This is a genomic window from Rhodoferax sp., from assembly GCF_023701345.1.
Lineage (GTDB): Bacteria > Pseudomonadota > Gammaproteobacteria > Burkholderiales > Burkholderiaceae_C > Rhodoferax.
In genome coordinates, this window is sequence record NZ_JAMPXE010000047.1 from 1 (window position 1) to 23492 (window position 23492).

General features: G+C 60.5%; 21 protein-coding genes. 12 read left to right on the forward strand and 9 right to left on the reverse strand.

The features are described from left to right. The 4 genes from rhuM to NDI87_RS08395 all read right to left on the reverse strand — a co-directional run. Positions 1–666: RhuM family protein (gene rhuM / locus NDI87_RS08380; protein ID WP_296274695.1), on the reverse strand; the 666-nt coding region annotated here is incomplete at its 3' end. Then, positions 663–2039 carry an McrC family protein gene (locus NDI87_RS08385; protein WP_296274697.1) on the reverse strand — a complete coding sequence of 459 codons (1377 nt, stop codon included), beginning with the start codon at positions 2037–2039 and terminating at the stop codon, positions 663–665. The genes rhuM and NDI87_RS08385, both read right to left, overlap by 4 nt. 17 nt (positions 2040–2056) lie before the next feature. Beyond that, positions 2057–4570 carry an AAA family ATPase gene (locus NDI87_RS08390; RefSeq protein ID WP_296274698.1) on the reverse strand — a complete coding sequence of 838 codons (2514 nt, stop codon included), beginning with the start codon at positions 4568–4570 and terminating at the stop codon, positions 2057–2059. Positions 4571–4636: 66 nt separating this feature from the next. Further along, positions 4637–4852: a helix-turn-helix domain-containing protein gene (locus NDI87_RS08395; protein WP_296274699.1), complete on the reverse strand. Its 216-nt coding sequence runs from the start codon at positions 4850–4852 to the stop codon at positions 4637–4639. A 543-nt stretch (positions 4853–5395) separates the two neighbouring features. Between NDI87_RS08395 and moaA the strand changes: the two genes are divergently transcribed. The 12 genes from moaA (at position 5396) to NDI87_RS08455 (ending at position 15826) form a co-directional block, all read left to right on the forward strand. After that, entirely contained in the window at positions 5396–6556 is a 1161-nt protein-coding gene (gene moaA, locus NDI87_RS08400) for a GTP 3',8-cyclase MoaA (RefSeq protein ID WP_296274728.1), read from the forward strand. Position 6557: 1 nt separating this feature from the next. After that, positions 6558–7193 carry a molybdenum cofactor guanylyltransferase MobA gene (mobA, locus tag NDI87_RS08405; RefSeq protein ID WP_296274701.1) on the forward strand — a complete coding sequence of 212 codons (636 nt, stop codon included), beginning with the start codon at positions 6558–6560 and terminating at the stop codon, positions 7191–7193. Then, a complete protein-coding gene (glp, locus tag NDI87_RS08410) occupies positions 7190–8464 on the forward strand; it encodes a gephyrin-like molybdotransferase Glp (RefSeq protein WP_296274703.1) in 1275 nt (424 codons plus the stop codon). The genes mobA and glp overlap by 4 nt, the downstream gene beginning before the upstream one ends. Before the next feature lie 95 nt (positions 8465–8559). Then, positions 8560–8724 carry a DUF1328 domain-containing protein gene (locus tag NDI87_RS08415; RefSeq protein ID WP_296274705.1) on the forward strand — a complete coding sequence of 55 codons (165 nt, stop codon included), beginning with the start codon at positions 8560–8562 and terminating at the stop codon, positions 8722–8724. Between the two features lie 44 nt (positions 8725–8768). Further along, complete coding sequence (locus tag NDI87_RS08420) at positions 8769–9050, forward strand: hypothetical protein (protein WP_296274707.1); 282 nt, start codon at positions 8769–8771, stop codon at positions 9048–9050. A gap of 21 nt (positions 9051–9071) precedes the next feature. Beyond that, positions 9072–9452: a hypothetical protein gene (locus NDI87_RS08425; protein WP_296274708.1), complete on the forward strand. Its 381-nt coding sequence runs from the start codon at positions 9072–9074 to the stop codon at positions 9450–9452. After that, positions 9449–9751, forward strand: a complete 303-nt coding sequence (locus tag NDI87_RS08430; RefSeq protein ID WP_296274710.1) for a hypothetical protein — start codon at positions 9449–9451, stop codon at positions 9749–9751. Before NDI87_RS08425 ends, NDI87_RS08430 begins: the two co-directional genes overlap by 4 nt. Positions 9752–9757: 6 nt before the next feature. After that, a complete protein-coding gene (locus NDI87_RS08435) occupies positions 9758–10825 on the forward strand; it encodes an AI-2E family transporter (RefSeq protein ID WP_296274711.1) in 1068 nt (355 codons plus the stop codon). A 57-nt stretch (positions 10826–10882) separates the two neighbouring features. Beyond that, positions 10883–11767, forward strand: coding sequence for a J domain-containing protein (locus NDI87_RS08440; RefSeq protein ID WP_296274713.1), 885 nt, complete (start codon positions 10883–10885; stop codon positions 11765–11767). A 16-nt stretch (positions 11768–11783) separates the two neighbouring features. Further along, positions 11784–12116: a chaperone modulator CbpM gene (locus NDI87_RS08445; RefSeq protein ID WP_296274714.1), complete on the forward strand. Its 333-nt coding sequence runs from the start codon at positions 11784–11786 to the stop codon at positions 12114–12116. 15 nt (positions 12117–12131) lie between these two features. Continuing rightward, positions 12132–14825, forward strand: a complete 2694-nt coding sequence (locus NDI87_RS08450) for a cation-translocating P-type ATPase (protein WP_296274716.1) — start codon at positions 12132–12134, stop codon at positions 14823–14825. Beyond that, complete coding sequence (locus NDI87_RS08455) at positions 14822–15826, forward strand: sodium:calcium antiporter (protein WP_296274719.1); 1005 nt, start codon at positions 14822–14824, stop codon at positions 15824–15826. The genes NDI87_RS08450 and NDI87_RS08455 overlap by 4 nt, the downstream gene beginning before the upstream one ends. Before the next feature lie 56 nt (positions 15827–15882). Here the strand turns inward: NDI87_RS08455 and lon are convergent, their stop codons facing one another. The 5 genes from lon to NDI87_RS08480 form a co-directional block, all read right to left on the reverse strand. After that, positions 15883–18273, reverse strand: a complete 2391-nt coding sequence (lon, locus tag NDI87_RS08460; protein WP_296274720.1) for an endopeptidase La — start codon at positions 18271–18273, stop codon at positions 15883–15885. Further along, complete coding sequence (locus NDI87_RS08465; RefSeq protein WP_296274722.1) at positions 18270–18674, reverse strand: Hsp20/alpha crystallin family protein; 405 nt, start codon at positions 18672–18674, stop codon at positions 18270–18272. Before NDI87_RS08465 ends, lon begins: the two co-directional genes overlap by 4 nt. Positions 18675–18680: 6 nt before the next feature. After that, positions 18681–19334 carry a BON domain-containing protein gene (locus tag NDI87_RS08470; RefSeq protein WP_296274724.1) on the reverse strand — a complete coding sequence of 218 codons (654 nt, stop codon included), beginning with the start codon at positions 19332–19334 and terminating at the stop codon, positions 18681–18683. 80 nt (positions 19335–19414) lie between these two features. Beyond that, positions 19415–20584: a two-component system response regulator gene (locus tag NDI87_RS08475; RefSeq protein WP_296274726.1), complete on the reverse strand. Its 1170-nt coding sequence runs from the start codon at positions 20582–20584 to the stop codon at positions 19415–19417. Positions 20585–20595: 11 nt separating this feature from the next. Beyond that, the coding region (locus NDI87_RS08480; RefSeq protein ID WP_296274727.1) for a response regulator at positions 20596–23492 on the reverse strand (2897 nt) is incomplete at its 5' end.

The following is a 23492-nucleotide window of genomic DNA, read 5'->3' on the forward strand; positions in this document are numbered from 1 at the left end:
AATGGCGTAATGCAGCTTGTTCTGAACCGCCGCAAAAAAGCGTTTGGTCGCCGTGGCGCTCGGATCGTAGTCCAGCGAGGTGGCGTAGATATCGGTGATCTTCTGGTAGAACTTGCGCTCGGAAAGGCGGATTTCCCGGACTTTTTCCAGTTGCCGCTCGAAGAATTCATCCGTCAGGATGCTGCCGCCCCCTTTAAGGCGATCCACATCCATCGTCCAACCCTGAATCGTGTAATCCTTGACGATCTGGTTGGCCCACTTGCGAAACTGCACGGCGCGCTCGTTTTCAATCTTGAAGCCCACGGCGATAATGGCCTGCAGGCTGTAGTGCTTGACCTGATAGTTTTTGCCATCGGCTGCAGTGGTTAAGTACTGCTTAACCACTGCAGCTTCTTCGAGTTCGTTGTCAGCAAAAATGCGTTTCAAATGCTGGTTGATGGCGGGTACCGACACATCGTAGACGGTGGCCATCATCTTCTGCGTCAACCAGATATTCTCGTTCTCATAGCGCATTTCCACGCTGGTTTGCGCGCTCCCCGTTGCAGCGACAAAGGTCAGATATTCAGCCGCTGATGAACGGACAAGTGAGACCTCATTTTTCTTGGAAATTTGCGGTCGTTTGCTTTTGCTCATTCCAGCCGCCCTCTTTTTGTCGATATCAGTCATGTCAGCGCACTCTCAGTCAATTTGGGCGACTCAAATTTGTGACCTTGAACAGCCACTACTGACTCGCGATTGAAGCTTGCCGCGAATGAGGCACCCTGTGGCATGGCAAGCGTACGTTCCCGCAAGCAAAACGGCAGCACCCACAGCCTTAATCCCGCAGCTTTCGGGAATTCAAAAACATCCAGCGGTTTACTGAAGGTGTCCGTCTTGGGGTAGATCAGGACAACATCTCCAGCGCCATCGAGGTAACTATGGCCGTAGGCAAGCAGTTGATAAAAATCGGCTTGTGCCAGACCATATTTGTCGGTGCCGTTCGCTCTGGTGCCATCGATTAGCTTCCACTTGGTGTCCAGCACCAATTTGTCGCTCACCGACTCGCGTACCAAAAAATCCGGCTTGAGTCGAAACCAATTCTGCTCTTGGTGTCTGACGAGGGAAAAACTACGAGCCTTAGTTTTCAGGGTGAAAGGCTGCGCCAGTTGCCGAGCCAAATGTTTGGCAACAAAGGCTTCAAAAACCGCCTCCATTGGAAAGAGCAGCGAGGGTGCGCGGTTTCTGCCGGTGCCGGTCAGGGGCGATTCATCTTCCAGAATCAGGCGTGCCCATGCGAGCGCGTCTGCGTAGTGACCCATGCTCCGATCCAATCGCACTCGCTGGAAGTCTTGTCCAAACTGGCTGGAGGGCGGAACATTGGCAAAGACGAAACAGAGTTCACGTGCGAGTTGCTGATTCGCTTGCGATGCCGACAACAACAGCGTGCAACGCAACGCCGAATGCAGCAAGCGGTTCTCCGGGCGGCTGGTCGAAAACTCGTCGTGTTCAGTAAAAAACCGATCCGCCCGACATAGGTTTTGATGCAGGTGCTGAGACACCAGCAGCTTGCCACGCAGTGCAAACAGGTTCCCTTGACGGCTCGTGTAATCGCTGCGCAGGCCACGCTTGACGATATGTTCCACAGACCGCAAAAACTCCCCGATGAAGACCTCCAGCAAGGGCATACGCGCGGCGGCAAGCTTGGCGCTGTCGGTCTGGATATGGCGGAAACCGCCCAGGCAGCGCAGCATCTCGATCAGCAGTTGCCTCGCCTCCTTGTCACCGCCGCCGATGGCTTTGCCCACCTTGGGCAACACTTCGATCTGGCATCCGTCGGGCGCACGAATGACACCCACAAAACTCGTTACCTGAACGGATCGGCGTCCACGCCGCTGAGTCAGTCGCAACCAGGCGGCTTCGCCTTGCTCAGCGGTGCGTAAACACTGTAATTCCAGCCAATTGAACACGGTGGGCGGGACGCCGCGCAAACCTTCGGTCTCACTGAAGCCCGGCACTGTCGGCACCAGCGCATCGAATTCGTAGATCGTGATGCCGCTCATCTGCATTCCCTTGCCTGTCAGGTGATCAGCGTTTGGTAGATGCCGATATAGGCATCGGGCTTCGAGAACGCACTTTTTTGCACGGAGTAACGCCGCTTGGTGCCATATGCGTCCAGGCCATGATCGCTGCCAAACAGACTATTCAAGTCTTGCTCGTGATCCAGGCTTTCGCGGATGAAGTGCGTCTGCTCGTCTTTCTTCTGGTTGTCTCCCAACACCAGCCGAATCTTCTGCCAGTCCTCGAAAAAGTACTCTTCCAGCAGGGGCACGATGCGATTGCGAAATACCAGATCCAAGGCTGCAAACCGCACATCGCCATCAGGCACCTGCGCCAACGCCGTAAAGTAGGCGTGACCAATGCAGTGATCGCGGTCGTACAGCGCCTCGACCCGCTGGTTGATTCGATGCAGCATCTCCCGTACATCAATGAGCCCGGAGTCGAGCGTGACCACCAGACCGGCCAGTGGCGCGCTGTCAGGATCGGCGGGGTCTTTTTCATGCCGGGTGTCGGGTATCAAAGCCACGAAATCGAAGCGCCGTCGCAGAGCCGTATCCAGCAAGGCCAGCGAGCGATCCGCCGTGTTCATCGTGCCGATGATGTCCACATTGGCAGGCACAGCAAACTTTTCGCCAGAGTAGGCCAGCGTGACTTCGGCGGGAGGCCTGCTGCCGTCGAGTGGATCGCGCTTGTCTGCTTCGATCAGCGTAATCAACTCACCGAGGATTTTGCTGATGTTGCCGCGATTGATCTCGTCGATCACCATCGCAAAGCGTTGATCCGGCGCGAGGCGTGCCTTGCGACACAACTCCTTGAATACACCCGGGCGAATCTCGTACTGAATTTCCCCAGCCTCGGCATCGTCATTCAACACCGGTCGCAAACCCTCGACGAACTCCTCATATCCGTAGGACTGGTGGAAGGTCACAAAACTGTAGCGCTGCACCGCTCCCGCATTCTGGTGGCCAGCCTTCAGTTGATCGACGAGTGCAATCAGATCCTCACAGGCATCCTGCCAGTCTCCAGCAAATTGCCATACCGACTCAGTGGACTTGTCGAACACAGCGGGGCTCAGCCGCTTCTTCATCTTCACCGTGGCCGACTCATCCACCGTGTGGTTCTGCAAGGTGCGCCACAGCGTTTGCCGCACATTGCGGTTCGAGCCATTGGCCGAGACGATGGCGTGGATAAACGGGTGTTCGGCTATTTCACTCACCTTGGCCTTGCCACCGAGGTCATACAGTGCCGCTGCCGCGCACTCCCACCACTTGAGTACGGCGATCTTTTCCGCGATGACCTGGCTGCGCCATTCTTCGGGAGACACCGACTGCATCGCCTGCTCGTAGTCTTGTTTCAGCAAGCGGGTAAGGGTGTAAGTCTTGCCCGTGCCGGGCGGCCCGTAATAGATTCGATTCACGGCGGTATCGATGGGCTTGGTCGCAGCAACCGGCAATGGGGTCGAGGGGCCTGGCGAGGTAGCAATTTTCAGACTGGCTGCTTCAATCGGTTCGCCAGCCAGGCCCGCCAGTTCTGCCAAGTCCGTGCCGAAGAAGGGTTTGAGCAAAGTGCTTTCAAACTCCGGCAGATCGTGCGCGCCAACCAGTGAAAATGTCGAATTCCCTTGCGGAGACCAGTACTTGGAGTTGACTGTATAGCGATCCGTGCGCTGCGCAGGCTTGAGCACACGGTAACTACGCTGGAGCCAACCTTCGCCCTTTTCGCAAGGCAATGCCTCCGACGTGAACTGCCCGATGCGCTGTGGGCTGTTACCGTGGCACAGGAAAAACAAGGTGCCGACCGGTGCCTCGACGAATTTCTTGCCTTGCTCTTTGCCGGTGTCGCGGTGTACTGCCACCAACTGGCCATCCAGAAGATGTTGCCGCTCGGCACTCGTGAACGGTTGATCACCATGCGAGAGCTTCCAGACCGCCAGATTCTTCTGGCTCCACGCCTCCCAAATCTGCCGCCCGAATTCCAGAACGCCTAGCTCTATAGGGCGCTTGGCCACCGCCGCCTTTTGCAAAGTCGCCATGCTGCGGGCCGCCGTGTCGCCAACGAAGACCGCCAGCGGTGCCTTCTTGAAAATATCCACGATAACGGGCGATTGGCGATTTTGATAGTGGAAGGCGATCTTCCACTTGTAGGCTTCGCCAAGATGCTCAAATTTCTCGATACCGTCGAGATCGCCTTGCGCGGCCAGTGCAGCCACTTGCGCCACGTGGCTGCGCACTTGCAGGAAGGCTTCTTCCGCCGAAGTGCCCAACGAGGAATACCAGCCGTGGGTATCGGAATAGCTCAGCTTGGCGTCACTCGTTTTGTTATCGGTGTCCTTGCGCGAGAACACGCCGAACTTGAACGACGAGCCGCCCCAGATGCTCCCTAACTCGTCTAGCCGCGCCTCAATCCACCGGGTAAAGCTGTCTTTCGACCCCGCCTGGGTATAGTCATCCAGCGTCATCGTGGTCAGACGCGCCAAAGGCCAAACGCTGAGGAACTCATCCCAAAGCTCGTATTCTTTTTTGTAATTGCTCATTCTGTCTGCTCCGTCTGTCAAAGGTATTTCTGCAGGATCCTGTCTTATTCGAGTGATGTTTACTAGTCACTGCTTGGATATAAGCCCGCCAAGAGGGGCAGTGCCTTCGTTTGCACCACCCACGCGCACCCAATCATCGACCTCGGACAATTGGAATTTCCACAGGCGGCCGATTTTGTGGGCAGGCAGGCCCTTGCGCTCCCGCCAGCGATAGACAGTGTCCTTTACAACGCCCAGATGCCGGGCAACATCGATGGCAGTGACCCACGGTTCGGAATTCATGGCCTTAACGCTCAGTTTTATACCTTAAAGTCGTTCAAAATCGTCGTCAGTCTAACAGGCAGACCGCTTAGCTACTCAGTGAGGCTGTTGCATAAGGTGGTATCTCACCATACAAAAAGCATCGTGTCATGCAATAAAGTTGAAGAATGGGGTAATGGCTGCTTAGGTTGCCCCATTTTTTGATTGGCTATCCTGATCAACCAACCGCCCTCGATGCTTACCTCGCTCCCAGCGCCACAATCCGGACGCCATCAACTGGGCCACGTTGGCAACCTCGGTCGGGTGGATACCGAGCTCGATGAGCTGCTGGCGACCTTCGGAAGCTAACATGCGTGAGGCGATGACAATGATCACCCTGCAAAAACCCACCAGTAACGTAGTAATCCCTCCTCAAGACTTACACAAAATTGTTCCAGTCAGGCGTTCCGACGCTGGCAGTACAGACATGCGGCAAGGAGGGACAACAACGCTGGGGCGGTTTTGCGTAAGTCCGATTCATGCCAAAATTCGTCACCACTTAAGGCCCATGCCTGCATGAACACAATGACAGATCGAGACACCCACCGCGTCATCCCTCTGATGGATGTGCGGCCCAGCGGCCTGGCCGTGCCCGTAGTTGCCTTCAATGCCAGCACGCGCTCAGGGGCCAACGGACTGCTGGCCGACACGCGCGGTCGGTCGTTGCGCGACCTGCGCATCAGCGTCACCGACCGTTGCAACTTTCGCTGCAACTACTGCATGCCCAAAGAGATTTTCGGCACCGACTACCCCTACCTCAAACACGCTGACCTGCTGAGTTTTGAAGAAATCACCCGCCTGGCCCGGGTCTTTGTGGCGCATGGCGTGCAAAAAATCCGCCTCACCGGCGGCGAGCCGCTGCTGCGCAAAAACCTTGAGCATCTGGTCGAACAACTCGCCTGCCTGCGCACCCCCGAGGGCTTGCCGCTCGACCTGACGCTAACCACCAACGGCGCGCTGCTGGCGCGCAAGGCCCAGGCGCTCAAGGATGCCGGGCTGAAACGGGTCACGGTGAGCCTGGACGGGCTCGACGATGCCGTCTTTCGCAGCATGAACGATGTTGATTTTCCGGTGGCGGAGGTGCTCGGCGGCATCGCGGCGGCGCGCGCTGCCGGCCTGGGTCCGATCAAGATCAACATGGTGGTCAAACGCGGCACCAACGAGCAGGAAATCCTGCCGATGGCGCGCTATTTCAAGGGCAGCGGCATGGTGCTGCGCTTTATCGAGTACATGGACGTGGGCGCCACCAACGGCTGGCGCATGAACGAGGTCATGCCCTCCAGCGAGGTGGTCCAACTGATCCAGTCCGAACTGCCGCTGGTGCAGTTGGAGCCCAGCAACCCGGGCGAAACCGCCTCGCGCTGGGGTTATGCCGATGCCCATGGACGGCATGACCCGGCGGCGGGCGAAATTGGCGTGATCAGCAGCGTCACCCAGGCCTTTTGCGGCGCATGCAACCGCGCCAGGTTGTCGACCGAGGGCCAGCTGTACCTGTGCCTGTTTGCGTCGCAGGGCTACGACCTGCGCAGCCTGATCCGCGGCAACGCATCAGATGCCGACCTGGCGAGCGCCATCAGCCACATCTGGCAAGCCAGAAACGACAATTATTCCGAACAGCGCAGCAACATGCCTTTTGATTCGGGTGCCCCGGTGAAACGCGTTGAAATGAGTTACATCGGAGGTTGACTTGATTACCCCAACAGACATTACTGCCCTCATCTTGGCGGGCGGGCGCGGCTCGCGCATGGGCGGCGTTGACAAGGGCCTGCAGAACTTCATGGGGCTGCCGCTGGCGCTGCACACCCTGACGCGCCTGCAAATGGGCGGCGGCGTGGGCACCATCATGATCAATGCCAACCGCAACCTGGCCGCCTACGAATCTTTTGGCGCGCCGGTCTGGCCCGATGTGCTGGCCGACTACGCCGGTCCATTGGCTGGTTTCCTGACCGGGCTGGAACGCTGCGAAACCCCTTATTTACTGACCGTGCCCTGCGACACCCCGCTGCTGCCGCTGGATCTGGCGCAGCGCCTGGCAGCCGCGCTGGAAGCCGAAAACGCCGACATCGCCATGGCCGCCGCCCCCGAGACCGGCAAGGACGGCCACATGCAGGTGCGCACCCAGCCGGTGTTTTGCCTGCTGCGCACGGAGCTGCTGGAAAGCCTGGTGCGCTTTACCCAGGAGGGCGGCCGCAAAATTGACGCCTGGACGGCCTTGCACACCACCGACGTGGTGGCGTTTGATGCGCCCAGCGACGATCCGCAGGCCTTTTTCAACGCCAACACCCTGGCCGAGTTGCAGCAACTTGAAAGCCGCGCGGCATGAAAACGCTGGAACAAATAGCCAGCGAACTCGCCGGCTACGACCCGCAGGCCCTGAGCGCCGACATGGTCAGCCACTTTTTGGCCAGGCTGGTCGAGCCCGTGACCGAAAAGGAAGAAGTGGACATTTTTCAGGCACTGGGGCGGGTCCTGGCGCAGGCCGTCATCAGCCCCATCAGCGTGCCGCCGCACGACAACTCGGCCATGGATGGTTATGCCTTTGACGGCGCCCAACTGACAGTCGACGCACCGCTAAACCTGAGCGTGATCGGCACCGCGCTGGCGGGCAAGGCCTGGACCGGCCAGGTGCAGCCTGGCGAGTGCGTCAGGATCATGACCGGCGCCATCCTGCCCGCAGGCCTGGACACCGTGGTACCGCAAGAGCTGACCACCCTGGCGGGCGAGCGGATCACCATCCCCAAAAATGTGCTGCAAGCCGGCGACAACCGCCGCCGCCTCGGCGAAGACCTGATGCAGGGCCGGCCGGCTCTGCAAAAGGGCGAGCTGCTCACCCCGGCCGCGCTGGGGCTGGTGGCCAGTCTGGGCATTGACACGGTGCCGGTGCTGCGCCGCCTCAAGGTAGCTTACTTTTCTACCGGCGACGAAATCCTGAGCCTGGGCGAGCCGCCGCGCGAGGGGGCCGTTTATGACAGCAACCGCTACACCGTGTTTGGCCTGCTGACCCGGCTGGGCTGCCAGGTGATCGACATGGGTGTGGTGCGCGACCAGCCCGAAGCCCTGGAAGCCGCCTTTGTGCAGGCCGCCCTGCAGGCAGATGCCATCATCACCAGCGGCGGCGTGAGCGTGGGCGAGGCCGACTACACCAAAACCATGATGAAAAAGCTCGGCGACGTGGCCTTCTGGAAGATTGCCATGCGCCCCGGCCGGCCCATGGCCGTGGGCCGCATTTTGAACCCCAAACCCACCGTCCTGTTTGGCCTGCCCGGCAACCCGGTCGCCGTGATGGTGACTTTTTTGGCTTTTGTGCGCCCTGCCCTGTTGCGCATGATGGGATGCACACGCAGCGCGCCACCGCTGCTCACAGCCATCAGCACCGAGGCCATCCGCAAGAAACCCGGCCGCACCGAATACCAGCGCGGCATCGTCAACACGGCAAGCGACGGCAGCCTGCAGGTGGCCAGCACCGGCAACCAGGGCTCGGGCGTGCTCAGCTCCATGGTGCGTGCCAACGGCCTGATCGTGCTGCACCATGCGCAGGGCAACGTGGCCGCCGGCGACGAGGTCAGCGTGATGATGTTTGACGGAGTGGTTTAAACACCAGCTGTGTACGACAGCGAACAGACGGAATCGCTGCATTCTCTTAAATTGAGGCTTCCCAAGCCCCATGGCTTGATACCCAGGAGCTTCCCATGCTGCACTACGCCGTTGTATTTTTTGTCATCGCCCTGGTTGCTGCCCTGTTTGGCTTTGGCGGCATTGCCGCCGGTGCCGTCAGTATTGCCAAAACACTGTTCTTTGTATTTTTGATTCTGGCCATTGCCAGTTTTCTGTTTGGCCTCATCAAAAAACGCTGACTTCAAGTCCTTTCTTACCCTTCTTCTCAACACCAAGGAACCCCATGTTTAACAACAAACCCACCGAAATTGCCACCACCCTGGTTGACCAGGCCACCCATGCCGCCGATCAAGTGGCCAAGACAAGCCAGCAACTGGCCAACAGTGCGCTGGAGGGCGTGCGCAACACCTCGCATCAATTGCGCGTCAAGGCAGAACATGCCTCGGACAATACGGTACGCTTCATCCAGCACGAGCCCGTCAAAGCCATGCTGATGGCGGCCGCCACCGGCGCCGCGCTGATGGCACTGATCAGCCTGTTCAGCCACTCCCGCAACCGCTACTAAAGCCGCAAACGATTGCCGCAGATGCATCCTCTGCTTGAACTGTTGCTGGCCCGGCCGCAATTGCTGGCCGATCATGCGCAGGCCTATGGCGAACTTTTCACCGAAGAAATGGGCCAGGCCAGCGCCGCATTGCAGCGCTGGACCATGTGGCAAGCCATCACCCTCTGTAGTTTGTTGTCAGCTGGCATTTTGGCAGGCGTGGCAGTCATGCTGTGGGCCGTGCTGCCCGCCGGCGCAATTCAGGCCCCATGGGTTTTGTTGGCTACGCCCATGGTGCCCCTGGTTTTGGCCTTGGGGTGCTGGGGGTTTGCGCGCAAAAGCAGTCCACCCCTGTTTTTTGAACAAATGCGTGCACAAATCCGTGCCGACAGGGCCATGCTGCGCGCGGTCAAAGCACCATGAACAGCACTCAAGTCGCCTGTGAACGCTTAACGCAGTCGCGTGATCGATTACGTCAGGCCCTGAGCCAGGTCGGTTCCCATTCAGCAGGCGGCGTACAAGTCAGCCTGCTCGCGAAAACCGCCTACGGATTGGTCACCACTGTGGCCAGGAACCAGCCCTTGGCCCTGGTCATGGGCACGGCCCTGACGGCTGCCTTGCTGGTGCGCACCAAGGCATGGCGCTGGCTGTCCATGTCGGCCTTGTTCGCCGGACTCATGCCGCAGCTCATCAAGACCCTGGCTTCCCAAGAGAAGCCCTGACGCCATATGCCAAATCCTCGTCCTGCGGATGCCAATGACACGTCCCGTGAAAACTGGGCTTTGGTGGTCTTGCTGGTGCTGGTATCCCTGGCATTGGTCAGCATCCTGCTGCCGTTCTACGCAGCCATCATGTGGGGACTGATCCTGTCGCTGTTGTTTACACCGTTTCACCGCTGGCTGCTGCCGCGGGTCGGCCACCGGCCAACGCTGGCCGCTTTGTGCACACTGGGCATCGTGCTGCTGATCGTAATTTTGCCGTTGACGCTGGTGATGCTGCTGCTGGCCCAGGAGGCGGCCTGGTTGTACCAAGGTCTGCAATCAGGGGACATCAACCCTGCCCTGTATTTCCATCGCGCCTTCAACCGCTTGCCGGATTGGGTCGGCGCCATACTGGATCGCTTTGGCCTGGTCAACTTTGCCACCCTGCAACGCCGGCTGACGGCTGCGCTGGCGCAAGGCTCGCAGTTTGCAGCCACCCAGGTCTTCACAATTGGCCAGAATACCTTTGAATTTGTGGTCAGCCTGTCCATTGCGCTCTACCTGGCCTTCTTTTTAATCCGCGATGGCGACAGCACGGTGCGAGCCATCGGGCGCATGATTCCGCTGGCCCCGGTGCACCGGCAAAAACTGTGGCACAAGTTTGCCACCGTGGTGCGTGCCACCGTCAAGGGCAATTTGCTGGTGGCGTTGATCCAGGGCGCCCTGGGCGGCCTGGCCTTCTGGGCCCTGGGCGTCAGCGGCGCCTTGCTGTGGGCGGTGCTGATGGCGGCCTTCTCGCTCTTGCCCGCCGTTGGCGCCGCACTGGTGTGGGGGCCGGTGGCGCTTTATTTTTTGGTGACTGGCGCACTTTGGCATGGCCTGGCACTCACCGCTTACGGGGTGTTGGTGATCGGTCTGGTAGACAACCTGTTGCGCCCAATTCTGGTGGGCAAAGACACCCGCATGCCCGACTATGTGGTGATGATCACCACCGTGGGCGGCATGGCCATCTTTGGCATCAACGGCTTTATCCTGGGACCGCTGATTGCCGCCATGTTCTTGTCGGCCTGGCAAATTTTTGGCGAGACGCGTTAACATTTCTTGAGCAAACGCAACGCAGCCCATTGACCCTGCCTGCAAACTGGTCGAACGATGAAGTACAAAGACTATTACGACACGCTGGGCGTACCGCGCACAGCCAGCCTGGATGACATCAAGAAGGCCTACCGCAAACTGGCACGCGCGCACCACCCGGATGTGTCCAAGGCGCCGGATGCCGAGGCCCGCTTCAAGGAGGCCGCCGAAGCCTATGCCACGCTCAAAGATAGCGCCAAGCGCGCCGCCTACGACGAACTGGGTCACCCCGCGGCCGGTGCCGACTTCAGACCACCGCCGCAATGGCAGCAGGATTTTGCGCCGGGTGGTATGGCGTTTGAAGACCTGGATCTGGCCGATCTGCTGGCAGCCATGGGCCGGGGTCAAAGAGCCGGGTCACAACACGCCATGCCGATCAAGGGGCACGACTATGAGAGTTCGGTCACGATCACGCTGGAAGACGCACGGCGCGGCACCACCGTCAATTTGAATTTGGCCGATGGCGCGGGCCAACGCACGCTGCAAGTCACCATTCCGCCCGGGGCCTGCCAGGACCAGAAATTGCGCTTGCGCGGCAAAGGTGGCAAGGGCCGCAACGGCGGGCCTGATGGCGACATCTATCTGCAGGTCAAGCTGGCACCGCACGCGGTGTTCCGGCCGGACCGTCACGACCTGTATTTTGACCTGGTACTGAGCCCCTGGGAGGCCGCTTTGGGTGCCGAAGTCGAAATTCCGACACTGGAGAAACCCGTCTTGCTGACCGTGCCGCCGGGCACGCGCGCAGGGCGCAAACTGCGCCTGCGCGGCCGGGGTCTGGCCCCGGAGCACAGCGACCTTTATGCCATCGTCCACATCGACGTGCCCGCCACGCTGTCAACGCGTGAGCGCGAGTTGTTCCAGGAATTGGCCAAAGTCTCAAGTTTCAAGCCTCGCGCTGCCTAGACCCAGGAAAAACACCATGACAACCGCAATGATCGAAAGTTTCAGCCTTGACACCACCGAGGCCATCACGCTGACCGAGCTTGCTGAATACTGCGGCATGAGCCCGGCCGAGCTGGATGAATTGATGGGCTACAACGCCCTGCTGCCCCTGCCCGATACCGCACCCGATTTTGCCTTCAGTGCCCATTGGGTGGTGCCGCTGCGCACGGTGGCAAAATTGCGCATGGACTTTGATCTGGATCTGTTCACCGTGGCAATTCTGCTTGACAAGCTGCGCCAGATCGAACTTCTGCAGCGCCAGGTGCAGTCGCTGCAAGCCCTGGTGCCGGGCCATTTGCGACAGACTTGACTCGATGCAGCGCGCATGCAAAAAACCAATGAAGCACCTCTGAACGAAGATCCTGATCCGCGTGGCTGGCACCAGCGCGAGGTACACGAACTCGCAGCCGAGCACGCAGTCGACCCCGAGCACGGACTGCACACGGACGAAGTGGAACGGCGCCTCGAACGTCACGGCCCCAACGAGTTGCCCAGCGTGGCGCAACGCGGTCCGCTGGCCATACTGGCGGCCCAGTTCACCGACTTCATGGTGCTGGTGCTGCTGGCAGCCGCGCTGGTGTCGGGCCTCATTGGCGACCTGATTGACACCGTGGCCATTCTGGTGATCGTGCTGCTCAATGCCGTGATTGGTTTCATGCAAAGCTGGCGCGCCGACCGGGCCATGGCGGCACTGAAACAACTTGCTGCCGCCCAGGCCACCGTGTTGCGCGGCAGCCAAAGGCAGGAAGTACCGGCGCACAAGCTGGTTCCGGGCGACATTGTGCTGCTGGAGGCCGGCAACAAGGTGCCCGCCGACCTGCGGCTGATCCACACCGCGCAACTGCATGTGGACGAGTCGGCGCTCACGGGCGAGTCAGTCACCGTGGCCAAACACAGCGCGGCGCTGCCCGATGCGGCCGACAGCGCCCTGGGCGACCGCCTCAACATGGCGTTCAAGGGCACCACTGCCACCCACGGCCGGGCACGCGGCCTGGTGGTGGCCACTGGCTCGGCCACCGAACTCGGCAAAGTGGCGCAACTGCTGGACCCGGAAGACCGCACCACGCCGTTGCAACGGCGGCTGGCAGTTTTCGGCAAACGGCTGGCGCTGGTGGTGATTGGCATCTGTGTGGTGATTTTTGTGGCGGGCATCTGGCGCGGCGAGCAGGCCCTATTGATGGCGCTCACGGCCATCAGTCTGGCGGTGGCTGCCATCCCCGAGGCACTGCCGGCCGTGGTGTCGGTGCTGCTGGCGCTGGGCGCGCGGCGCATGGTGGCGGTGCACGCGCTGGTGCGGCGTTTGCCCTCGGTGGAAACGCTGGGCTCGGTCACCACCATTTGCTCTGACAAAACCGGCACCCTGACGCAAAACAAAATGCACGCCGAACTGGTGTGGACCAACGGCCAGTCCTGGTTGCCGGGCGAAGACCAACCAGGGCCGGTGCTGCTGGAGACCCTGCGCGCTGCCGCCCTGTGCAACGACGCGCATCAAAACGGCGGCACCAGCGCCGCACAGGACTGGCAGGGCGACCCCACCGAGACCGCGCTGGTCGTGGTGGCACAGTCCGGCGGCGTTGACAAGGCGGCACTGGATACCCAATGGCCGCGCCTGAAAGAGCTGCCGTTTGATTCCGAACGCAAGCGCATGACCACCCTGCACCCTGACCCGGCAGGTTTTGTCGCTTACACCAAAGGCGCGCCCGAATCGGTGCTGCTGTGCTGCGAGTCGCAATGGTCAGCGGATGGCCGGCAAGCTCTTGACGCTTCCGGGGTGATCGACCAGGCCGACCGCCTGGCCGCCCAGGGCCTGCGCGTGCTGGCACTGGCACGGCGAGATCATTTGGAATTGCCGGACACGAACGCGCCCGACACAGTCGAGCAGCAACTGCAATTTCTCGGTTTGATCGCGCTCATCGATCCGCCGCGCGCTGAGGCAGCAGCGGCCGTGCGCGACTGCATCAGCGCCGGTATTACGCCGGTCATGATCACCGGCGACCACCCGGCCACGGCACGCGCCATTGCGCTGCGGCTGGGCATCGTGGACGACGCGCAGGCCGAGGTGCTGACCGGGCAGGACCTGGCGGCACTCGACGACGCCGCGCTGTTGTTGCGCGTGGCCGAGGTGCAGGTCTATGCCCGGGTCGATCCCGCGCAAAAAATCCGCATTGTCGAGGCCTTGCAGGCGCAGGGCGAGATTGTGGCCATGACCGGCGATGGCGTGAACGATGCCCCGGCACTCAAGCGCGCCGACATTGGCGTGGCCATGGGCAAGGGTGGCACCGACGTGGCGCGGGAAGCGGCCAGCATGGTGCTGCTCGATGACAACTTTGCCACAATAGTGGCGGCAGTGCGCGAAGGCCGGCGCATCTACGACAACATCCGCAAGTTCGTGCGCTACGCCATGACCGGCAACTCGGGCGAGATCTGGACGCTGTTTCTGGCGCCGCTGATTTTTCTGCCGATTCCGTTGCTGCCGATCCACATCCTGTGGGTCAACCTGGTCACCGACGGCCTGCCCGGCCTGGCGCTGGCGGCTGAACCGGCCGAGCGCGGCGTCATGCAGCGCCCGCCCCGCGCCCACACCGAAAGCCTGTTTGCCAATGGCATGTGGCAGCACATTCTGGGCATAGGCCTGTTGATTGCCGGGCTGTGCCTGGGGGTTCAGGCCTGGGCTTTGTCCACTGACCACGCGCACTGGCAAACCATGGTGTTCACCGTGCTCACGCTGTCCCAAATGGTCCATGTGATGGCGATCCGCTCCGAGCGCGACTCACTCTGGCAGCTCGGCCTGGGCAGCAACAAGCCTTTGCTGGGCGCCGTGCTGCTGACCTTTGTGTTGCAAATGGCGACCATTTACGTGCCGGCGCTCAACCCGATTTTCAAAACCCAGCCCCTGAGCCTGGCCGAGTTGGCCATCTGCCTGGGTGCCGCGGCCGTGGTAGGGGTGACTGTAGAAATTGAGAAAGCCTGGCGCCGGCACAGGGGTCAAAATCCTGCCAGCCTGGCTGCCGAGCTATGAAGCCGATTGTCTTAATCTGGCTGGAATTTGCGCTGTGCGCAGGCCTGATCGGCTTTGCCGGCGTGCGCCTGAGCCGCTATGGCGACGCCATTGCCGCACACACCGGCCTGTCGCGCAACTGGGTGGGGCTGATTTTGTTGGCCACAGTGACCTCGCTGCCGGAGCTGGTCACGGGCTTGAGCGCGGTCACGGTGGCCGCAGCGCCTGACATTGCCGTGGGCGACGTGCTGGGTGCCTGCGTATTGAATCTGACCATTCTTGCCATGGTTGACCTCCTCTACCGTCAGGGCAGTCTCTACGAGGAGGTCGGCCCCGGCCATGTGGTTTCGGCTGGCTTCGGTGTCCTGTTGCTGGCGGCTGCGGGGCTGGCGGTACTGCTTGGCACACAGAACATGATGCCGTCCATTGGCCACATCAGCGTCGCCAGTCTGCTGTTGCTGGGTGTCTATCTGGTGGCCATGCGAACCATTTATCTGATAGAACAACACCACCCTGCGCGTACCGGGGAAGCTGAACGACCGACCTTGACGCTGAAAGCCGCCCTGATGGGCTACGGCATGGCCTCCATCGTGATTGTGGGCGCCGGCATCTGGCTGCCCATCATTGGCGTCGAACTGGCCCGGCTGATGGGCTGGACCCACTCCTTTGTTGGCACCTTGTTCATCGCCCTGGCCACCACCGTGCCTGAAATGGCGACCACCTGGGGCGCGGTGCGCATTGGCGCCCTTGACATGGCGTTGGGCAATTTGCTGGGCAGCAACCTGTTTGATGTGCTGATCCTGGCGCTCGTTGATGTGGCCTATGTGAAGGGGTCCATTTATGCGCAGTTGTCACCGGTGCATGCGGCTTCAGCCTTTACGGCCTGTTTGATGAGCGCCATCGTGATCGTGTCGCTGGCCAGCCGCCCTGCCCGGCGCGTCGCGGGCATCGCCACCTGGTCGAGCCTGGCGCTGCTGGCCCTGTATCTGCTCAACGCGGCCATTCAGTTTTTGCACGGCTAAACGTCATTTCGAACCCTTCGACAGGCTCAGGACAGGCTAAAGTGACGGGGACCGGTTCAAGGTACCGGCTGTTCGACAGGCGCCATGTCGATCGCACCCTGCAAGGCCTGTTCCACATCATCGAGAAAAATGAATTCAAGCTGCGTCCGGGCCTGCTCTGGCACCTCTTCGAGGTCCTTGCGGTTGCGCGCCGGCAACATCACGGTCTTGATGCCCGCGGCCAGCGCGGCGAGTACTTTTTCCTTGATGCCGCCAACCGGCAACACCAGGCCGCGCAAGCTGATCTCGCCGGTCATCGCCACCTGGCTGCGCACCGGCTGATCCATGAACAGTGAAACCAGCGCAATGAACATGGCCACCCCAGCGCTGGGCCCGTCCTTGGGCACCGCGCCGGCCGGCACATGAATGTGCACATCCACTTTTTCAAAGGCGCCCGCTTCGAGCTTGAGGGCCAGCAGCCGTGACTTCACCAGCGTCAGGGCCGCCTGCGCGGACTCCTTCATCACGTCGCCGAGCTGACCAGTCAGGATCAGGCGGCCGCTGCCGGGGGTGCGGCTGGCCTCGATGAAGAGGATGTCGCCGCCCACCGGGGTCCAGGCCAGGCCGGTGGCGACCCCGGTCATGCCGGTGCGCAAGGCGACTTCGTTCTCGAACCGTGGCTGTCCCAGGATGTCGCCCAGGTCGGGCACATCCACCGTTTGCGCCTCGATCTTGCCCTCGGCTATGCGCACCGCCACATGGCGGCAGACCGCGCCAATCTGGCGCTCCAGGTTGCGCACGCCGGCCTCGCGCGTGTAGTGGCGGATGATGCTCATCAGGGCTTCGTCGGTGAGGGCGAACTGCCCGGGCTTGAGTCCGGTCTCTTCCAGTTGGCGCTGCACCAGATAACGCCTGGCAATCTCGCGCTTTTCCTCCTGGGTGTAGCCCGCCAGATGGAGCACCTCCATGCGGTCGCGCAGCGGTCCGGGGATGGTGTCGAGCATGTTGGCGGTGGCGATGAAAATCACCTGGGACAGGTCAAATGGCACAGCCAGATAGTTGTCACGGAAGCTGTTGTTCTGCTGCGGGTCGAGCACCTCCAGCATGGCCGACGATGGGTCGCCGTGCACGCCGGTGCCAAGCTTGTCAATTTCATCGAGCATCATGACGCAGCCACGGGTACCGGCCTTTTTGAGCGCCTGGATGATGTTGCCGGGCAAAGCGCCGATGTAGGTGCGCCGGTGGCCCCGGATCTCGGCCTCGTCGTGCACCCCGCCCAGCGAGACCCGGGCAAATTTGCGACCCAATGCGCGTGCGATGGACTGGCCCAGCGAAGTCTTGCCAACCCCCGGCGGCCCCACCAGGCACAGGATCGGGCCGTGGCCGCCAGGTTTGAGCTTGCGCACCGCCAGAAATTCAAGGATGCGCTTTTTGACCTGTTCCAGGCCGAAGTGGTCGTCATCGAGCACCTGACGCGCCTGCGCCACGTCGATGGCATCGGGCTCCGGTGCTTTCCAGGGGATTTCCAGCAGCCAGTCCAGATAGGTGCGCACCATCGAATATTCGGCCGAGCTGTCAGACATGCGCTCCAGCCGCTTGAGTTCTTTTTCGGCCTGTTTGGCCACCTCCTCGGGCATGCCGGCCTCGTCGATCAATTTGTGCAGTTCAGCCAGTTCGGCCGCGTTGTCGCCGCCGTCTTCACCGAGCTTTTTCTGGATTTCCTTGAGCTGCGCGCGCAACAGGAACTCACGCTCGCGCTGGCCGATGCTGGCCTTGGTGCGCTGGTCGATGTCGCGCGACAGGTTCAACACCTCGATGCGGTGCACCAGCATGTCAATGACGCGGTCCAGCCGCTGGCGCAGGTTGACCTCTTCGAGCAGTTCCTGTTTTTCGGCAGGCTTGATGTCCACGTAAGCGGCCACCAGATCAGCCAGCATGCCGGGGCTGTCAACGTCCTGCACCGCCTGCAGCATCTCCTGGGGTACCTTGGGCAACAGTTGCAATACGTCCAGCGCACGCTCCTTGAGTTGCACGTAGCGGGCTTCTATTTCCCGGTCGCCCTCGGCTGCGGTCTCAACGATGCGCTCGACACGTGCCACCATGAAATCAAAGCCGTCCAGGTAAGCGAGCACCCGAAAACGCTGCTGCCCCTGGCAAATGATGTGGTGCGAGCCATCCGGCGTGGTGACATAGCGCAGGATGGCGGCCACGGTCCCCATGGCCGCCAGGTCATTGGGCGCAGGGTCGTCGGCCTCCGGGTTGCGCTGCATCAGGACGCCGACCGGCCGCTCGGCCTTGACGGCGTACTGGGCCGCATTGATCGAGCGCTCACGGCCAATGCTGATGGGCAGGATCATGCCGGGAAACAGCACCATGTTGCGCACCGGCACAATCACCATGGCATCGTCGGGCAGCGCGCGCTGCAATTGCGGCGCCTCGTCATCCAGCATGGGTTTGGTCTGGTTCATGACATCCGCTCAAGGGTGAGTCGCAGGCAGCCGTCCTGCAGCACCATGTCTGCCACGCGGTAGTCGTCATAAGGCAAGGGAACTCGGCGTTCGAAGCGGCCGTATGGGATTTCAAGTTGCAGAATCGTGCCAGCGGCAAAGTGACCGGCCAGAGAGCGCTCGCCACGCACCACGACGGCCTGCTGCTCCAGCCTGACGTCCATGCGTTCCGCTGCGACCCCCGGCAGCGCGATGAGCAGGCAAATTGCCTGTTCGTTGCCAAACATGTCTACCGGCGGCTCCCACAGGGGCAAATCGCCGGACCGACCCAACTGAAAAAACTGCCGCTGCAGCCGACCCGCACCCTGAAGCCATTCGATGGCCTCTGCCAACAACCAGGCATGGGGCAGCGCTTGACGCATGGCAGCTCAAGCCTCAACCGTCAACTGGTTGTTGACGCGAACCACGCCGGGGGCGGACCAGGTTGCACCTTCGGCGGCATTCCTTTCGGCCCAGGAATGCACCTGGCCGCGCAAGGTCACCTCGCTGCCCTCGACTGACACCTCGATCCGGCGAGCTTCGCGCATGGCCTGACGTGTCAGCGCCTCCTGGATCCGCTCCTGCAGCTTGAGCGGGACCGGCAGCGTCTTGAGCTGAATGTTGTCCGTGATGCCCACCACCCCCTTGAGCGGGCGAATCATGCGCTCAACCGACCGGCGCTGGAAGTTCCAGTCGAGATCACCCGTCAGGGTCACCCAACCCTTCTCCACGGTCACCTTGACCCGATCCTGCGGCACCGAGGTATTCCAGCTCAGCACGTGTTCCACGGCCAATGCAATTTCGGTATCGCTGCGCTGATGAATTCCGGCCGGGATCACATCAATCTCAACGGCAATCGCCTTGACCCCGCTGACGCGTTCGGCAGACCGCTTGGCCGCCACTTTTTCGGCATAGGTGTCAAGGTGACCGGTGAGGGTCACCACCCCTTCATTGACAGTCACCCCCACTTTGGTTTCGGAAACAAGCGGGTCCCACAACAGCTCGGACAACACGTCATTCTTGATTTCGGAATCGGTCTTCATGGCATCTCCAGACAAGAAGTAAAACGAGCAAATATCGGTTGCCAGAATAACCATGCGCTACGCCATCGCATTGCGAATAATCAAGTCACCGTTGCGGGCAATGCCGCACCGACTTGCTCTAAATAATTCTTTTTCTTGAGCATATCGACATCTGAATCGACAAAACGCAGGGCAATGACACGGAACTCCTCCTGAATATCAATGAAGGCGTCGAGCATGTCGGCATCGAAGTGTGTGCCCCGGCCTTCTCTCATGATCAACACCGCCTTTTCGTGTGACATACCTGCCTTGTACACGCGCCGGCTGATGAGGGCATCGTAAACATCGGCCACCGCCATCAGGCGCGCCGCTATCGGGATGTCGTCGCCAGCGAGCCCCTGCGGATAGCCGCTGCCATCCCATTTTTCCTGGTGCGACAGAGCGATGGTCTTGGCGAAGGAGAGAAAATCGACATCAATGCCGAGCGCCTTCTCGGCATGCACGAGCGCGTTGTATCCGAGCGTGGTGTGTGTCTTCATGATCTCGAACTCTTCCGGTTCAAAGCGGCCCGGCTTGAGCAGTATCCGATCCGGAATACCCACCTTGCCAAGATCGTGCAGCGGTGCCGACTTGAAAAGCATGGTGATGTTGCTGTCGCTCAGAAACCAGGCAAAACGCGGATGATCACGCAATTTTTCGGCTAGCGCCTTGACATAGAACTGGGTGCGCCGGATGTGGTTGCCGGTTTCGGTGTCGCGCGTCTCAGCCAGCGAAGCCATCGCGAGGATGGTCACGTCCTGGATCGCCATCACTTCGCGCGTTCGTTTGTCCACTTCAAACTCAAGGAAACTGTTTTGGTCGCGCAAAAAGTCACCCATGGCCTTGAGCGCCAGATGGTTCTTCACCCGCGCCAGTACGATGGAGGGACTGATCGGCTTGGTGATGTAGTCCACCGCACCCAGTTCCAGCCCTTTCCTCTCGTCCTCCAGGCCCGCCTTGGCCGTCAGAAAAATAATGGGAATGTTCATCGACCTGGGGTCGCACTTGAGTCGCCGGCAGACCTCGTAGCCATCCATGCCCGGCATCATGATGTCGAGCAGGATCAGGTCCGGTGGCACCTCGGACATTGCGATCTTCAACGCCCTTTCGCCACCGTTGGCGATTTTTATTTTGTAGAGTCCCCACAGAAGGTGACTCATCAATGTCAAATTCTCCGGTGTGTCATCAACCACCAGGATGGTGGCTTTTTCGTTGGCATTGAGTTCATCCATGGCAATCACTTTCAGGTGGATGTGCCATTGACGGCCCTTAATGCTGTCAGTGCGGCTTCAAAGTCGAATGACCGGACGGCATCCTCAATCTTGCGGTAGTGATGGGGGAAGGCGGCATAGAGCAAGTCGGAATTCGCCTCCAGAACATCACTTGCCTGCGCGTCGTCGTCGGCCAGCAAAACCTCAAGCTTGTCACAAACCGCCTTCAGCGTGACAGCATCGATCGTGACGATGGTCTTGGCCTGTGCCTCCGGCAACTGCTGGTCCAGTTGGGCAATCAGTGTGACCAGCGGGGCCTTCAAGTCCTCGAGCCGGGCATCGACCTCCGGGCGCGCACGGCGTTCCTTGATCGCGCCTTCCAGTAGCGCCGTCAACTGCTGCAGGCCATTGGCGCCAATAGTGCCGCAAACACCTTTGAGTGTGTGGGCGAGGATTTCCGCCTTACTCCAGTCCTGACCGCTCAGCGCTGCGAGGATTTCTGACGGCACGGACCTCTGGCCGTCGCGAAATTTGCGCAGCATTGAGAGATAGAGGGGCTTCTTGCCAAGTACGCGGCGCAGGCCATTAACCATGTCCAGCCCTTCGATGCCGGCTGGCAGGTCGATATCGGGCACCATCAGCAACCTGGGCGCGGCCATGGCTGGCCTTGCATTGCGCGGCTTGATCCATTTCAGCAGCGCCAGCCACAAGGCGTCGGGCTCGATCGGCTTGGCCACGTGATCGTTCATACCCGCAGCGATACAGTGGTCGCGGTCACCCTGCATGGCATTGGCGGTCATCGCCACGATCGGCAGCTCCTGCAAGCGCAGCTCCTTGCGGATCTCCCGGGTCGCGGTAATGCCGTCCATCACCGACATCTGCATGTCCATCAGTACCAGGTCGTAGTCAGCCACCTTCACCTTCTCCAGCGCGATCTGACCATTCTGGGCCAGATCGACGGTAAATCCGGCATCGGTCAGGAGGTCGATGGCTACCTCCTGGTTGAGCTCGTTGTCTTCTACCAAAAGAATGCGGGCCCCCATGATGCCGGTGAGTTGTGTAAAAGCATCGCTTGGTGTGTCACCAACGGTGCGCACACCATCAAGGGTACCTCCGAGCAGGCGCACCACAGCTTCGAACAGCACCGACGCATTGACCGGCTTGATCAACACCTCTTCGATGCCTGTGGCCTCCGCGCTTTTAATGACATCCTCACTGCCGTAAGCGGTCACCATCATCATGCACGGCGGGTGGCCAAGTGCAAGCGCCTTGAGTTGTCTGGCGGTCTCGATGCCATCCAGGCCCGGCATCTGCCAATCGAGAAAAACGATCTCGTAAGGCGAGCCCCGCACGTCAGCCTGCGCCACCGCCTCGATGGCCGCCAATCCCGAGGCGGCCTGATCCACACTGAAGCTCATCGTGCTGAGCAGCTCATCCAGCACCAGGCGGGCGTTCTCGTTGTCGTCCACCACCAGCACACGTTTGCCCTGCAGATCGCCCGACAGCACCAGCTTGCGCTGCTGGCCAATACTTTTGTCCAGGCGCGCCGTGAACCAGAAGGTGCTGCCTTTGTCGAGTTCACTCTCCACGCCAACCTCGCCGCCCATCAGTTCAGCCAATTTTTTGGCAATGGCCAGACCCAGGCCGGTGCCACCAAATTCGCGGGTGGTTGAGGTGTCGGCCTGCGAAAACCTCTGGAACAAGCGCCCCATCTGCTCCTGGGACAAGCCGATGCCGGTATCGCGCACTGCACAATAAAGCAGCACATCCTGGTAGGTCTGCTCCTTGATCCGAATCAGGATGTCGATTTCCCCCCGCTCGGTAAACTTGACCGCATTGTTGAAGTAGTTGATCAGAATCTGTCCCAAGCGCATCGGATCACCGATCAGCTGGCGTGGCACATGCTTGTCCACATCAAAAACCAGTTCCAGTCCCTTGGCAGTGGTCTTCTGGGAGAACAGGGCGGCCACGTTATCGAGTACTTTGGCAAGCTCAAACTCGGTGCGCTCAACCGTCAGCTTGCCCGCCTCGATCTTGGAAAAGTCCAGAATATCGTTGATGATGCTCAGCAGATGTCGCCCTGAGCCCTGTATCTTGTTGATGTAGTCACGCTGGCGCGGGGTCAACTCGGTCTTGAGCGCCAGATAAGACAGGCCGATGATGGCATTCATCGGTGTACGAATCTCGTGGCTCATGTTGGAGAGGAAATCCGATTTGGCGAGGTTGGCTTTTTCCGCCAGGGATTTGGCCCCCTCCAGCTCGACGTCCAGACGTTTGCGTTCTGTCACATCACGCGCGGCGGCGAACACGCCCTGCAACTTCCTGTCACGATCATAAAAGGTACTTGCATTGAAGGACACCACCGTTTCCTTGCCATTCCTGGCGCGCGCGGTGAGCTCGTAGTTGCTGACCTTTTTTTCACCCAGCACCAGCTTGATGGCCGCCTCGGCCCGCTCCGGTTCGGTGAACTTGTTTTTGAACGGCGCACCGATCAACTCGTCGCGGGTACACCCGGTGAGCGCCTCCATTTGCTTGTTGACGTCGGTGATGATGCCCGATGGATTGGTCGTCATGAGCGCGTCGACGCTCGACTCAATCAGTGATCGGGTGTAAAACTGCTGGTCTCGCAAGCGCTGATCAAGCTGTTCCTGATCTGCCTCGATTTGCTTGCGCGCGGTGTTGTCGGTGCCGATCAGCAGGTAGCCGATGATGGCGTCCTGATCGTCGCGCAGCGCCGTGACCGACACCACCGCCGGTAAGCGACTGCCATCCTTGCGGATATAGGTCAACTCATAAATGTCCTCGATGCCGCGCGCCGCCTTGAACACCAGGGCATCGAAGCCCGGTGCAATCGGCGTGTCCAGCTCGGCGCTTAACGCCCTGGCGCGCGCGATCAGCTCTTGCGGGTCAGAGATGTCAGCCGGGGTGC